General features: G+C 71.4%; 13 protein-coding genes and 2 pseudogenes. 5 read left to right on the top strand and 10 right to left on the bottom strand.

Features of this window, described 5'->3' with window-relative positions; translation table 11 throughout:
* Positions 1 to 115 precede the first annotated feature (115 nt).
* The 8 genes from ABZW30_RS39760 to ABZW30_RS39725 all read right to left on the bottom strand — a co-directional run bounded on the left by ABZW30_RS39760 (position 116) and on the right by ABZW30_RS39725 (position 7019).
* Positions 116 to 1780, bottom strand: a complete 1665-nt coding sequence (locus tag ABZW30_RS39760) for a hypothetical protein (RefSeq protein WP_355676177.1) — start codon at positions 1778 to 1780, stop codon at positions 116 to 118.
* Between the two features lie 50 nt (positions 1781 to 1830).
* Positions 1831 to 3366: a site-specific integrase gene (locus ABZW30_RS39755; RefSeq protein ID WP_355676176.1), complete on the bottom strand. Its 1536-nt coding sequence runs from the start codon at positions 3364 to 3366 to the stop codon at positions 1831 to 1833.
* A gap of 25 nt (positions 3367 to 3391) precedes the next feature.
* Complete coding sequence (locus tag ABZW30_RS39750; protein WP_355676175.1) at positions 3392 to 3700, bottom strand: AAA family ATPase; 309 nt, start codon at positions 3698 to 3700, stop codon at positions 3392 to 3394.
* 60 nt (positions 3701 to 3760) lie between these two features.
* Complete coding sequence (locus ABZW30_RS39745) at positions 3761 to 4522, bottom strand: hypothetical protein (RefSeq protein ID WP_355676174.1); 762 nt, start codon at positions 4520 to 4522, stop codon at positions 3761 to 3763.
* A gap of 171 nt (positions 4523 to 4693) precedes the next feature.
* On the bottom strand, positions 4694 to 5290 hold the full coding sequence (locus ABZW30_RS39740; RefSeq protein ID WP_355676173.1) for a hypothetical protein: 597 nt from the start codon (positions 5288 to 5290) through the stop codon (positions 4694 to 4696).
* Between the two features lie 18 nt (positions 5291 to 5308).
* On the bottom strand, positions 5309 to 5902 hold the full coding sequence (locus tag ABZW30_RS39735) for a hypothetical protein (RefSeq protein WP_355676172.1): 594 nt from the start codon (positions 5900 to 5902) through the stop codon (positions 5309 to 5311).
* Between the two features lie 312 nt (positions 5903 to 6214).
* A complete protein-coding gene (locus ABZW30_RS39730; protein ID WP_355676171.1) occupies positions 6215 to 6613 on the bottom strand; it encodes a hypothetical protein in 399 nt (132 codons plus the stop codon).
* A 262-nt stretch (positions 6614 to 6875) separates the two neighbouring features.
* A complete protein-coding gene (locus ABZW30_RS39725; protein ID WP_355676170.1) occupies positions 6876 to 7019 on the bottom strand; it encodes a hypothetical protein in 144 nt (47 codons plus the stop codon).
* A gap of 149 nt (positions 7020 to 7168) precedes the next feature.
* Between ABZW30_RS39725 and ABZW30_RS39720 the strand changes: the two genes are divergently transcribed.
* The 4 genes from ABZW30_RS39720 to ABZW30_RS39705 all read left to right on the top strand — a co-directional run bounded on the left by ABZW30_RS39720 (position 7169) and on the right by ABZW30_RS39705 (position 10257).
* Positions 7169 to 8005 carry a cupin domain-containing protein gene (locus ABZW30_RS39720; protein ID WP_355676169.1) on the top strand — a complete coding sequence of 279 codons (837 nt, stop codon included), beginning with the start codon at positions 7169 to 7171 and terminating at the stop codon, positions 8003 to 8005.
* A 63-nt stretch (positions 8006 to 8068) separates the two neighbouring features.
* A complete protein-coding gene (locus ABZW30_RS39715; RefSeq protein WP_355676168.1) occupies positions 8069 to 8344 on the top strand; it encodes a DUF6087 family protein in 276 nt (91 codons plus the stop codon).
* A gap of 665 nt (positions 8345 to 9009) precedes the next feature.
* Entirely contained in the window at positions 9010 to 9576 is a 567-nt protein-coding gene (locus ABZW30_RS39710; RefSeq protein WP_355676167.1) for a hypothetical protein, read from the top strand.
* Positions 9577 to 9984: 408 nt separating this feature from the next.
* Positions 9985 to 10257, top strand: coding sequence for a hypothetical protein (locus ABZW30_RS39705; protein WP_355676166.1), 273 nt, complete (start codon positions 9985 to 9987; stop codon positions 10255 to 10257).
* 52 nt (positions 10258 to 10309) lie between these two features.
* On the opposite strand, the pseudogene ABZW30_RS39700 reads toward ABZW30_RS39705, so the two are convergent.
* A pseudogene (locus ABZW30_RS39700) lies at positions 10310 to 11038 on the bottom strand (transposase); the annotation flags it as partial.
* A 263-nt stretch (positions 11039 to 11301) separates the two neighbouring features.
* On the opposite strand from ABZW30_RS39700, the pseudogene ABZW30_RS39695 reads away from it, so the two are divergent.
* Positions 11302 to 11400 (top strand): annotated as a pseudogene (locus ABZW30_RS39695) (IS5/IS1182 family transposase); the annotation flags it as partial.
* 24 nt (positions 11401 to 11424) lie between these two features.
* On the opposite strand, the gene ABZW30_RS39690 reads toward ABZW30_RS39695, so the two are convergent.
* Positions 11425 to 12993, bottom strand: a complete 1569-nt coding sequence (locus ABZW30_RS39690; RefSeq protein WP_355676165.1) for a S53 family peptidase — start codon at positions 12991 to 12993, stop codon at positions 11425 to 11427.
* Positions 12994 to 13026 lie beyond the last annotated feature (33 nt).

Raw genomic sequence — 13026 nt, 5'->3', positions numbered from 1 at the left:
ACTTGCGTGGTGCTGGCACTGCTCGTGGTTCTCCTTACGCCTGGGATCGTAACAAACCCAGACATCAGGGACTCCATGAAAGCCGGAGCAGCTCACTCGGCGTCCCGGGCGGCGGTCACGGTTGGAGGGTTCCTTTCAGTAGCAGGCGGACCAGGGTGCGGTCGTCGGCGTCGACCCGGGCGCGCGCGGTCTGCCACGCGGCGGGGCCGATCCGCTCGCGCAGGTCGTCCAGGCGGCTGGCGTGCTCGCCCCAGTGAGCCCGCCAGGACTGCTCGGGCAGGACGGAGCGCAGGCTGCGCACTTCCTGGTGCAGGTGGGCCAGGCGCGGGTGGTGGCCGGGATGGACGTGGGCGTTGGGGCAGCCGAGGCAGAGCAGGAAGTCGGCCGCGCATCCGCCCGTCCGGTCCGGCCAGGGGCTGGAGGTCTCGTCGGCGCAGTCCGCCGTGGCGGTCCCGGTGTGCCCGGGGTCGGGCCCGTCGGCGAGGTGCCCGCCGAACACCGCCTGCCGGGCCTGGGCCAGTGCTTCCTGGGCACCGGCGGCAAAGACGTCCCGGGAGGCGTGGCGGACCTGCTCGTCGGGCAGCACGTACACGCTCTCGTGGGTGCCCTGCGTGTGCTGGAGCGGGCGGCCCTCGCGGATCACCGCCGTGCGGCGGCCGACCCGGAACGGCGACCCCGCCAGGCCGTGGGCCTTCGCCCAATTCTGTGCGTCGCCGTCGGTGACCCCGATGGCCAGCGGGCCGACGTGGGCGGGCCGCCCCGGGTCGTGGTGCCCCTGGCTGGGGAAGTGCCGGCGCGCCACCATCAGCCGATCCATTCCCGGTGCGAGCTCGGAGGCGAGGCGGCGGGCGAAGGCCGTGGCCTCCAATGCCTGGGCGATCAGGCGCCCGGGAGAGCCCGGTCCGGTGTCGGTGACGTTCTCCGTCGAAAACCACCGGCCGCCGCCCTTGCGCCGCTTCTCCACCTGGATCCGGTAGGTCGGCTTCGTGTCCGTGCCGGCCGACGGGGCCGTGACTGGAACAGGCAGACGATCGTAGACGGCCAGGTTCCAGCCGAACCGGTGGGTCAGCAGGACCGCGAGGGCGGTCAGCTCGGAGCGGTCCAGGTACAGCCGGCCCCAACTGTTCTCCCACGTGGCGCCCAGCAGCCTGCGGTGGCGCACCACCCTGCCGCTGGTCATCGGGACGTGGCCGGTGCGGGCCAGCTCGTCGAGGACCATTCCGATCTGCCACTGCGGGCTGCCGTCCGGCAGCGCGTCGCCCTGCCAGGCTTCCAGCAGGCGGGCGTTGTCCCGCACGCGCAGCAGCGCGGCGCGGAACTGGCGCTGCGCGGCCAGGACCACCTGCTGGTGCTCCTGTTCGCTGTAGGAGCGGCGGGTGGGGCGGGCGGTGGGCAGGCGCCGCAGCAGTTCCTCGGCGACGGGCCCGGAGGCCAGGCGCTCGTCCAGCTTCAGCAGCGGGCGGATATGGCGCATCAGGGTGATGCCGCCGCCGGTGGCGACGTTGCGCGCCCGCCACCGCTTGAGCGTCGCGGCGCTCAGGCAGTCCAGGTCCTCGACGGGTTCCGGCTGGTCGGCGAGGAAACGGGCGAAGGTCGACAGCGCCGTCCAGTAGGCCCGCGCGGTGTCGTGGCTGTTCCAGTGGGCCGAGCGGGCGGCGAACAGCCGGGCCAGGGACCGCTGCATCGGCTCGGCGACCGGCAGGTCGGCGAAGTTGAACCGGCCCCGGAGGCCCTCGCCGAAACCGAGCGTCACCACCAGGCCCTCCGCGCCCAGCGGCACGTCGGCGCGATGTCCAGCAGGAGGCGGCACGGCCCGCCGACCGCGCCCGCTCACCGGCCCACCCGCCCAGCCAGCAGGACATCGATGTCCTGGATTCCCTGGGTCTCCCGAGCGAGCCGGGCGAACACCGAGTCCAGGTCCTCCGCCGGGTCGTCTCCGGTGTCCGTGCGGGCGGCCGCCAGGACCGACTCCAGCTCCAGGTGCGCGACCGGGGCGAGGTAGTGGCGCTTCGTCGTCTCGACGTCGGCGTGCCCCAGCAGGGTCTTCACCAGCCACCACGGGTCGCCGAACAGCATTGCGAAGTCCCGCCGGTCGGTCTTCGTGAGCCCGAACCGGGCCTCCAGCAGCGCGTTCAGCAGCACCAGCATGTAGAGCGCGAACGAGTGCCGCGCGGCAAGCGGCGACGCGTACGGACTCCTGCCCCGCACCTCCGCGAGACGTAGCTGCCGCCCAACCGTCCGCTCCTGCGCTGTGAGCAGGACCCGCTCACAGCGCCGGTTCGCCTCCGTGAAGACCCCGTTCCACCGATCCGGTGCCATCGGCAGACCCTGCTCGGTGAGCCACAGCCACGCCGGCTCCGGCCCCTCGGGCCCGTCGACGAACAGCCACTGCCGCTCGCGCCAGCCCAGTCGTCCCAGCTCCTGCCGGCCTGCGGCCCCGCGCCGGTCGACCCACTCCACCACCGGCCTGCGGCCCTGCGTCACCCTGGTGATCAGTCTCAACACCGGCAGCCGCTCGTACCGGCCCTGCTGCTGGGCCCGCTGGACGGCCCAGGCCCGCTCCGAGGCGACATACGCCTCGACCTGCCCAACGGCATCCACCGGCGCGTAGAAGACCCGGCCGACCTTCGCCCGCGTCACCGCCGCGGCGATCTGCCCGTGGCAGTAGCGGCCGTGCCTCAGCCGCTGGGTGGGGAGTTCGAAGGTGAGCAGCGATCCGCCTTCCTGGCGGCGCAGGCCGGAGCCAAGCAACAGCTGGACGAAGCTGGTGTTGCGCAGCTCGGTCCGCGACTCCCAAGCAGGCGTCGGCGCGCCGGTGGCGGTGAAGCCACGCAGCCCGATGTCCAACCACACCCCCCAAGTGCGCGGGGTCAGCCACAGCACGTTCGAGCTGACCGAGTCCGCTGCCCGGTCCTCACGCCGCCCAGCGTCCACCGGCAGCGGCTTGACCTTCGCCCACCGGAACAGCTTGGTGAACGCGGCCGCCTCGCGGTTCCACTTTGTCCCGCCGACGCGCTGCGGGTTCTCCACCGCCCGGCACCGCCAGTCCCGGTAGTCCGCCAGATCGCTTCGGCTCGCACTCCGCCACGGCACGCCCCGGGAGGTCAGGAACGTCAGCAGCGGCCGGATGTCCATCGCGTAGTTCCGCTTCGTCTCCCGTTCCAGCCGCCGGAAGTCGCTGGACAGGACGAACTCCAGGAGGTCGGGGTCCACCGTTCCGTCCGGTGCCACGAACACCGGATCACCGGGCCGCAGTCCGATCCGGGCCACCGCCGCCGGCAGCTCCTGGACCCCGAGGACGCCCTCCGCAGGGAGGGCGCCCCAGCGGCCCGGATCGGGTACCCACACCACGTGCCACTCGGTCAACTGATGCCTCCGCTGTTGCGTGAACTCACGCAATCATCAGGGAAGTCGAGTCGCAATAGACGGTTCGGTTCCGGCGCAGCCTGGCGTCGAGCAGGAGGTCCTGGAGCTGGACGGCCTCGGCGGTTGTTGCCTGATCTCCGGCATCGCCCCCGTTCACCAGGGCGCGCAGTTCGTCGAGGGAGATGACCTCGCGGGAGGGCACGCCGTGGGTGAACTGGGTCTTGCCCGCCCCGGCCGGGCCGATCAGGACCACGAGTGTGCCCGGTGTGATCGGTGCGCGGGCCGCGATCGTCGCATGGTCTTCGGGGGTCATGCGGTCTCGCCAGTCGGCCATGCCGAGAGTTCCTTCCGGGTGCGGGATGGTGGGTGGTCAGGCGGTGGCGGGGAGAACCGGTCAGGCCGCGGCGGTCGGGGTCTGGTCGAGGGCGCCGCCGCGAAGGGCGGTCAGCACGTAGTCGGTGAGCCGGTCCTCCAGCAGCACGGCGGCGGCGAGGGCCTCGGCGCGCCGCGCGGCGTAGTGGGCCGCGCCCGGGCCGAACGGGTCGGCGGCGGCGAGGGCGACGGTGCGCGCGAGGCGGTCGGCGGTCTGGGCGGCGGCCTGGCGGCTGGTGCGGCGGGCGGTGTCGGTGGCCCAGGTCAGGGCGTTCGTTCCGCTGGTGTGCTGGTGGTGGGTGCACAGCCGCCAGGTCTCGTATGCCTGGTGGACGCCGTCGGGGTCGGTGGCGAAGGCGACGGCCCAGGTGCGGACGAGGCTGGGGAGCTGGCGGTCGATCAGGTCGAGGACCTCGCGGCCGCGCGGGCCGAGGGCCTGCCAGGACTCGACCTCCTGGATAACTCGGATGCGGTGGGCGAGCCGCCGGTACGGGTAGTGGCGCTCGCCCCAGTTGCCGGTGGTGCCGAGTGGCTCGACGGCCCACAGCCGCCAGGTCTGGAGGTTGGGCACGTCGGCCAGGACCTCGCCCGCCGCGGTCACGGTGCGGAAGTAGCTGAAAGGGCCCTCGTCGTACCAGAGCCGCTGGCAGGGGGTGGGGTGGTCGATCGTGGCGCCGACCTTGTCGGCCAAGCCGAGCGGGGCGCAGGCCTTGTGGCTGTCGGGGATGATCCCGTCCGCGTCGGTGGCCAGGTAGTAGGTGACGGTCTTCGTGGTGGTGCGCATGGTGGTGTCCTTCCGAAGCTGGGTGGTGTGGGCCGGGGCGGCCGGTCCCGGCCCCGGATGCGCCCCGCCCGCCGGGCTGGGTGCCGGGCGGGCGGGGCGGGCCGGGGACGAGGCCGGGCGGGCGGAATCCCTGGGCCCGGATGCTGCTCGGGGCCCGGGGTTCCGCCGGGCTCAGTTCACGGCGCGCAGCGCCGGCGGGAACTGTTCGGGCAGCGGGGGCAGGAACGGGCAGTCGGCGGCGTGGTCGCTGACCTGCTGGCGGACCGCGTAGACGTACATCGCGCCGGCCTGTCCGAGGCCGTGGCGGCAGCCGGTGCAGTACCACCAGGCCTTGGTCTCGTCGTGGCAGTGGGTGCCGGTGGGCCAGGGTTCGGCGCCGATCAGCTCGACGTGGGCGCCGCCGTGGGTGAGCTGGCGCATCCAGACGTGGCCGGGGCCGCCGCCGGTCGGCACGTCGCCGATGTGGACCTGGCCGTGGTCGAGGCGGATGCGTCCGTGGTCGGCGGCCTGCTCCAGAAGGACCATCAGGCGGTCGTGGCTGCCGAGGACCTGGCCGTTGGGGACCAGGCGCGTCATCGCGTACAGCTCGCCGACGCTCGTACGGCGGCGGCCGGACGCCTCCAGGCGGCCCAGCACGGCCAGGACGACGGTGTAGGCGTCGTCGCGGCGCAGCACGTTGTCGAAGGGGTCGGGGGTGAGGCCGAGGTCGGTGATCATCTTCGTCACGGCGTCGGCGGCGTCCAGGATCTGGGTGTCGGTGATCTGCATGGTGTCCTCTTCTTCTGTTCAGCGGGCTGCGGTGGCCCGGGTGCGGGTGCTCGGGCGCGGCTGGACCTGGTGATAGACGTGGGTGGTGCCGCTGGACGTGGTGTCGGTGGTGACGGCCAGCAGGTCGGGGCGGCGGTCCGCAATGGCGGCGAGCTGCTCGTGGATCCAGATGTCGGTGCGCTGGAGGCGCACGCGGTCCCCGGTGAAGTCGCTGACGTACAGGCTGAATTCGTGGTCGCGTTGGGCACCCGCGATACGGGTGGTGAGGATGCCGATGGCGGTCTCGTCGTCGGGGCGGCCGGGGAGCGGACCGGGCAGTGCGCGGCACTGGCCGGCATGCTCGTTGGCCTTCTCCCGCCCGTCGAAGAAGTCCAAGGGGTACGAGGACGGGCCGGTCGTCATGGTCCAGGTGCCGGTGCAGCCAAGGCAGTGGATGCCGTGTTCGGAGGACGCCGGTCCGTCGTTCAGGGAGCGGGCGTAGAGCAGCACGCGGGCGCCGGCCAGGTTGGCGAAGCGGACGCGGACGAGCAGCCCCTCGGGGGTCCATTCGTCCGGTCCGGGCGGCTGCGGGGGCGCGGGCGGGACGGCGGGGGAGCGACGGAAGAGGTTCACGGTGTTGTCCTTCCGGGGTCGAGTGGTGTCGGCCGGGCGGCCGCGGCGCGCACCGGACCGCCCCGTTGGCGGCGGTTCTGGCCGGGAGCGGGGCGGTGCGCACCGCGGTGGCCGGGTCGGGCGGAAGCGGCGGCGGTCAGGCCGGGACGGCGCGGGCGAGCTGTTCGAGTTCGGCCAGGGCGAGGCCGTCTGCGCAGACCAGGCAGCAGCCTGGATGCGCGCCGCCCGCCGGGCTGGGTGCCGGGCGGGCGGTGCAGGCCGAGGGCGAGGCTGGTCGTGCGGCTGGGGTACCGCAGGGCTCGGCTGGTTCGGTCAGTTGCCGGTGCGGGGACCGGGTGGCAGGGCCCGGGGCGTGGTGCTGGTGGTGGTGCCGAGGAGCTGGACGACGTTCTCGGCGAGATGGGAGAGGGTGGCCGGGATGAGCAGGTCCGCGGCGGTGGCCCGGTCGGCGAGCTTGACGACGGCGGCCAGGACGTGGCCGGTGTCCTCTCGGCGGCCGGCCACGACGGCGTAGGTGCCGACCAGCCGGTGGGCGTCGTTGACGTCGGGTCCGCCGAGGCAGCTGTCGGGGACGGTGGTGTCGATGCTGCCGGTGTCGTCGGTGAGGACGAGCTGGCGGGGGTAGCGGCCGGTCATCTCGGTGATGACGCCGTCCACGGTGACCAGGGCGAGGTCGGGTGCGGCGGTGAGGCGGGGCAGGTTGTCGGTCATACCGGCGCTCTCTCCTTGCTGGTTGGGTCTGCGGGGTCGGGGTGACCGGGCAGCCGCGCCGGTCCCGGCGGCGTGGGCCGCTGGGTGCGGTCGGGTTCCGGGGCCGGCGGCGGCGGTCCGCTCGGTGCGCTTTGGCCAGGCCGTGGTGGTGAGGCAGGGCAGCTGCTCGCGTTCCGGGCCGCATGGGCTCGGTCTCCGGTCGGTGCGGGCAGGGGAAAGGCCCCCTGCTCCGGGTGGAGCCCGGGGGCCCGGGTGAGGGCCGTCAGGCCGTTTCGACGACTTCGTCGGCGCGATCGGCGTTGCGTGTCTTCCGCTTGTGCCACCAGGTCTTCGCGTCCCAGTCGGTGGCGTAGGCCAGGAGCATGTAGGAGGCCGTGGTGCCGAGGCCACGATCGCGTGGGCCCATCCCCATTCGGTGGCCTTGAGGGCGGCGCCGATGGCGCTTCCCCCGCCGATGGCGCTGATCAACGTGGCGATGCCGCAGGCGAACAGCAAAGCCAGTTCGGAGTTTTCGGTGGCGGGGTCGTTGACGCCGTAGCGGATGGTGTAGCGGACGTGGAGGGCCAGCACGGTCAGCTGGACGGCCCACAGGGCCAGGACGAGCCCACCGAACCCACTGTCTACCAGCGCGACGCCCAGCAGCTTGCGGGGCTGTTCGACCGCGACGACGCCCGCCGCATCGTCGCCGACCCCACCCTCCGATCCATCGAACTCGGCCACGTCCGCCAAGGCGCCCCCATCGCCGACCCCCCGGACGCCGACCACCCGACCGCAACCCTCGTCCTCAACGGACTCCACCTCACCTGGCCGCCTCTCCGGGACGCCTCCAAGGTTCTCGCGGCCGAGCTCGGCCACCCCGTCACCGCGAACGTCTACCTCACCCCGCCTAACTCCGCCGGGTACGGGCCCCACTGGGACACCCACCACGTCTTCCTGGCCCAGTCCGAGGGCGCAAAGACCTGGCGGCTCCACCCACCCCTCTTCGAAGACCCGCTGGACCGCCACCGCTGGACAGCTATCGGCATCACGCCCGAACAGCGCGATCAGATCGACAAGGACGCCCGCACGGTCAACCTCAAGGCCGGCCACGTCCTCTTCATCCCCCGCGGCTGGGTGCATTACGGCCACACGACCAGCTTGCACTCTCTGCACATCACCTTCGGCGTCCAGCTGCTGACTCGGCACTGGGTCCTCCAGCAGCTCCTGGACCAGGCCGCCGAGACCCCCGCGCTTCGGGCTGCCCTCCCGCCTGGACTCAGCTCCCACCCCGCCGACGATGTCGTCGCCGACACCCGGGCCGCCCTGTTCGGCAGCCTCGATGCTCTCGACCTCACCACTTCAGGTGAGCTGGTCCAGGGCAAACAGCAGTGCGCTGTGCTCGGAATCGCCTAATCTCGCACCAGACTTTCGTCTCGCGAGAGGGCACACCGGGTGTTCGGACCTGACGATGAATCCGTGGCTGAGTGGTACACCGACCGTGCCGGGCTGGACCAGCCGCCTGGTACGCGGGACGCCATCTCGCTCGACCCCGACGCCAGACTCGCCAGCCTCTTCACGGACTCCGGCCGCCTGGTCGTCGAGTGGGATGGCGCCAACTGGCAACCCATCGCCGTGACGGAGAATTACGCCGACGCGTATGAGCTGATCATCAATGCCGACGCGCCCGGTTTCCCCCAGGCCGACACGCCGGTTCCCCTTCTGAGAAGGGGAACCGGACGCCACCGTAAGTAACCGACCAAGGAGGCCCACTTTGGTCCGTGAAGTGGACCCTGCTGCTGGGCCTCGAAGCGGGGCCCTGCCGCCGAACCCACCGCTGACCGAGTAGCAGCGCCGGCCGTACAGCGGTACGGCCGGCCGGGGCCTACTCGTCGCGGAGGAGGCGCAACGGGGGTACGCCGATCGCGCGGGCGATCGCGCTGAGGAGCGACCCCCGCGAGCTCGGGGCCGACGTGTTCGCCCAGGTCTCGACGCGCGACGCGACGGAGCAACCCCCGCACACGCGGGGGTTGCTCGTCCCGAGGGAGCGGGGCGGCGCGGGGGATTGGGTCGGCCCCGCGGCCGACTTCAGCTGACCCTCACCGGTCACCAGGCCCCGGCGATCTGACGGTCGCCGGGGCCCTCAGCATGGCTCTAATCGTGCTTGCGTGAACTCCTGTCACGCATCGGGCAGGAGGGAAGGCGGTCGGCCGGGTCCAGCTCCGGGCGGTGATCGAGTAACCCTCGGACTGACACTCCATCACGAAGTCTTGCCCGATCGGACCAGGATCGGTGGAGAATCTCTGACATCCGTTCGAACCGCCCAGCCCGGAGGAGCGGCGTGAGCTCAGACGTGGCCGTCCAGGTCTGAACACACAAGCGACGCTCGACCAAGCAGCCCACCGTGAAGGAGACGTGACTTGCCTGTCCCATGGGACCTCTTGATATCCACCGCGGGCGGCGTCACCGCCACCATCGTGGGCGTCGTCGCGGGCGGTGTCGTCGGAAGGCACAGCCAGAACCGGAAGTGGCTCCAGGAGAGTCGGACCGCCGCCTACGAGCGATTTCTGCAAGCGTTCGGCGCCATAGAGATGGAGCATCGTGAGGCGTTCCTCGAACAGCGCCGACCTGCGGCCGAGTGGGGACCGTTCAATTCAGCAATCCAGTCCCTGAGTCTGGTGGCCAGTCGCGAGGCCGCTGACGAGGCTGAGCGGCTCTGCGAGGTCATCGAGGACTTCACCATCCTCTTCCACGGTCGCCAACCGACTGATCTCGAGGAGCTTCGACCGTTCCATACCGCCTTGCACGAGGGGCACTTGAGATTCGTCAACGCGGCCCGACGCTCACTCGATGGTTCCCAGGAACGTCTCGCACGGGCTCTTGGTGGTCCGTCGCCGTGGCGCGGCGTCGAGTCCTTCTATGCCCGGGGCGGCGAGGCTGAACCCAAGAACCAACCGTCGCCGGTCCAGTCGCCCAGACACCCATGAGCACTCAGCATGCCGCTGATCGCTCCCCACCATCCCCACTTCGTTGAGCATCGAATGAACTGGAGCGACCAGCAGCCCTGGCCATTTTCGACCGTCCTCATCACCCTGACGCCGCCGCCCACTGGCGCCTCGCCGGCTACGACCCGACCACCCGCCGCCTGCGCGTGCTCGCCGACTCCCCGGCCTGGGCCGCCCAGCTGCGCCTGCACGTGCGCCGCATCCTCGCCCTCGAGCAGTTGCGGCCTGGAACCGTGACGGCCATCGACTTCCGCGTCGGCCCCGCCCCTGCGGTGCAGCACGACGACGACCAGAACGACCAACCCGCACGCCGCGAGGACGGACCTACCGCGCAGCCGGGCTCGGTCCCCGCTCGCCGACCACACCGCCTACCAGGAACTGCGCCGCCAGATGCGCGAGGCCGCCGCCGCCCGCCAGGCCGCGCTCGACGAGGCCGCCGCCGAGCGGGAGGCCATCCTGTGCCAGCACTACAACAAACTCCGCGAGCCCGAGCGAGACCACCGCCCGCCAGCCGAGGACGAGCAGGTCCTGGCCGACGCCGCCCGCGCCCGTCGGCTGCGCGACAGCCACCGCGCAGCGCTCGCCGTCGCCCGCGCCACCCGGGCCGGGGCGATCCCGCTGCGTCATGCCCAGCCGGCAGCGCTCCGGAGCGGTGCGGCGTAGGCCGTGGCGGTTCCGGGGGGTGTCTCTATGTCCTTCGTCAAGGCTGCGCGGGTCATGCTGGCGCGGATTCGGGGGTTCGGGTCTCGTAGGGGGTGCCGTCTCGGAGCATGGCGAACAGGACGCTGATGCGTTGGCGGGCGAGGCGGAGGAGGGCTTGGGCGTGGGTCTTGCCGCGGTCTCGCTGCCGGTCGTCGTAGGCCCGGGAGTCGGGGTCGTGCAGGGCCGCGAACGCGGAGAGGAACATGGCTCGTTTGAGGAGCCGGTTGCCGGTTCTCGGGGCGTGTTCGCCGTGGATGGAGGACCCGGAGGACTTGGTCGCCGGGGCGAGGCCGGCGTAGGAGGCCAGGTGGGCGGCCGTGGGGAAGCTGGTGCCGTCGCCGACGGTGACCAGAAGGGTGGCGGCGGTCCTGACCCCGACTCCGGGCATCGAGGTCAGGACCGTGGAAAGAGGGTGGGCCTCCAGCAGTTCGCCGATCTGGGCTTCGACGGCGCGTCGCTGTTCGTGGACGGCGGCGAGCGAGCGGGCCAGGGAGGGCACCACCATCTCCAGGGTGGTGGTGCCGGGGACGACGACGGTCTGTTCGTCGAGTGCGTCGAAGATCTCGTCCACCAGGCGTTCGGCCATGCGCGGGGCCTTGGGACGTATCAGGGTCACGAGTCTTCGTCGGCCGGCTTTGCGCAGGGCGGCCGGGGAGCCGTGCTGTTCGAGCAGGTGTGTGACGGCGGGGTGGTCCAGGCGCGGGCCGAGGACGCGTTCGAGGGAGGGGTGGAACTGGGTGAGGGCGAATTCCAGGGGTCGTTGCAACACAGTGATCAACTGGCTTCGGCCAGAAGCTCAGCGAGATGCTCGGCTGGGGTCTCCCAACCGAGCATCTTGCGTTGACGGCCTGGGCGAGTTGTGATGACGCCCCAGGCTGCGGTGGTGATCACGGCGATGGCGGCTTTGGCGCGAGTGAGCCTGCGAGGCTCATCCGGTGCGGCTGCCGCGTCGGCGACGTGGTCGATCAGCTCGGCTCGCTGGCCCTCGGTGAACTCGGCTGTTTGCTGAACGGCTTCCGCCGACTCCACCGCCGCTACGAGCGCAAGGCCGATCACTTCGCGGTATTTGACAGCATTGCCGCAGCCGTCATCCGCTACCGCTGACGTTTCAAATAAGAGATGACTTCTTCATGAGTTCTGCAGTGCCTTCAGTAGGGCGACGCCGTCGAATACGCCCCAGCCGGTGACGGCGTCGTACCCGGGCTGCACCGGGTAGCCCACTGCCGGCGGGTGGGAGGCGTTGTCATGGCCGGTCGCGATGTCGCGACAGACGGTCTGGGCGAGCGGATGGCCGTTGGTGCCGCTCTGGTACAGCATCGGTGTCAGGAAGCGCTGCTGCTTGTCCTTCGGCAGCAAGGCGTTGACGCGGGCGATCAGGGACGCAACCACGGGAGCGGCGGCGCTGGTGCCGCCGTTGGGCGAGGGCCCGCCCAGGAGCGTCAGGTCGTACCCGGGTGGCCCGGCCAGGGCGGCCACGTCCGGAACGACCCGCCCCTTGATGCTGCCCGGGTTCAGAGGGTCCACCTGGACCTGTTGCTGCCACTGCGGGCGCGGAACGATGGTGCTGACGCCTCCCCCACTCGAGCCGGTACCGTTAGGGGCGTTGGTCCGGTGACCGGGCGCCTGCCACCAGGACACCTCGTGTCCGGAGGTGTCGATCATCGTGCCGCCGACGCTCAGGACGAACGCGCTGACGCTCGGGAAGTCGGCATGCGCCGCCCCGTCCGCCACCCCGTCCCCGCATCCGTCGTCGCCGGAGGCAATGCAGATCGTGATGCCGAGATCCGCCGCACCCTCAAGGCGCTTGTCGATCTCGGCGAAGGCGAGCTGCGCCAGGTCGAGTTCGTCCTCCGGGACGCCCCAGCTGAGCGAAAGGCACACCGGCCGGTCCGCGATGACCCGGTCGAAGAGGTCGAGCCACCCCTTCTGAGTGAACGGGGCGAAGTAGACCGAGATGTCGGCCGCCGGGCAGAGACCGGCGACGATCTGCACGTCCATCATCACTTCGGGCAGACCGTCTGACGCGTCCTTCATCTGCTGGGGCGGCAGCTGTTTGAGGGCCTGGAAGGTCCGCGGCGGATTGTAGCCCAGGGGCACCACGGTGACCTGGGGCGTCGGCCGGTTGTGCGCGGTGCAGAAGGCCTCCAGATCATCCTGAAAGTAGCCGCCGGGGAACTCGCCGATGCTGATCTTCTGCCCCTCCCCCTGGCCAGCCGGGAAGTTGTACTGGTTCTCGATGTCGTCCGGCGTGAACGACCCGTTGAAGCCCGAGCCCTTGGCAGAGGCGCGCCGGGCAACCCGTCGCTCGTCCAGCCCAAAGACGCCGGTCACGATGCCGTCGAGCTCGGCCGGGATCTTCAGCTCGCCCTCACGGCCGCGGAACTCGCCCTGCTCGGCGCTGCGGTAGACGCCGAGGCCCGCGTGGAAGGCGGCGTTCATGGCGGACACCGGACCGCTCGCCTCGATGCTGCCCGGCTGGAGCCTGACGTCGTCGACGGCGAGGCCGTACCGTTCGAGCACGGCCTTCGTCTTGTCGGCGTCCTGGCGCCGCTGGTCCGGAATCCCGTCGGTGGCCACCTTCCCGCGTAGGGTGACGGTCACTTTCACCGGCGCCTGCGGGTCCGCGTCCCGCACCCGGGTCGCGTCGGCCTTGGCCGGACGGAGGCTTCCCACCAGCGCCACATGCTGCTCACTCATCGTCGTCTCCTCGTCGCCGACAGGCTCTGAGCG

This window comes from Kitasatospora sp. NPDC004669 (assembly GCF_040609455.1).
Taxonomy (GTDB): Bacteria; Actinomycetota; Actinomycetes; order Streptomycetales; family Streptomycetaceae; genus Kitasatospora.
The sequence above is the reverse complement of the archived record's forward strand: the minus strand, read 5'-3'. Positions and strand labels throughout refer to the sequence as shown.

Bases quoted from the DNA above. Each gene is read 5' to 3' on its own strand.
- ABZW30_RS39750 (WP_355676175.1), bottom strand. From the start codon at position 3,700: ATGGCCGACTGGCGAGACCGCATGACCCCCGAAGACCATGCGACGATC.
- ABZW30_RS39745 (WP_355676174.1), bottom strand. From the start codon at position 4,522: ATGCGCACCACCACGAAGACCGTCACCTACTACCTGGCCACCGACGCG.
- ABZW30_RS39740 (WP_355676173.1), bottom strand. From the start codon at position 5,290: ATGCAGATCACCGACACCCAGATCCTGGACGCCGCCGACGCCGTGACG.
- ABZW30_RS39730 (WP_355676171.1), bottom strand. From the start codon at position 6,613: ATGACCGACAACCTGCCCCGCCTCACCGCCGCACCCGACCTCGCCCTG.
- ABZW30_RS39725 (WP_355676170.1), bottom strand. From the start codon at position 7,019: ATGGGCCCACGCGATCGTGGCCTCGGCACCACGGCCTCCTACATGCTC.
- ABZW30_RS39705 (WP_355676166.1), top strand. From the start codon at position 9,985: ATGCGCGAGGCCGCCGCCGCCCGCCAGGCCGCGCTCGACGAGGCCGCC.
- ABZW30_RS39690 (WP_355676165.1), bottom strand. From the start codon at position 12,993: ATGAGTGAGCAGCATGTGGCGCTGGTGGGAAGCCTCCGTCCGGCCAAG.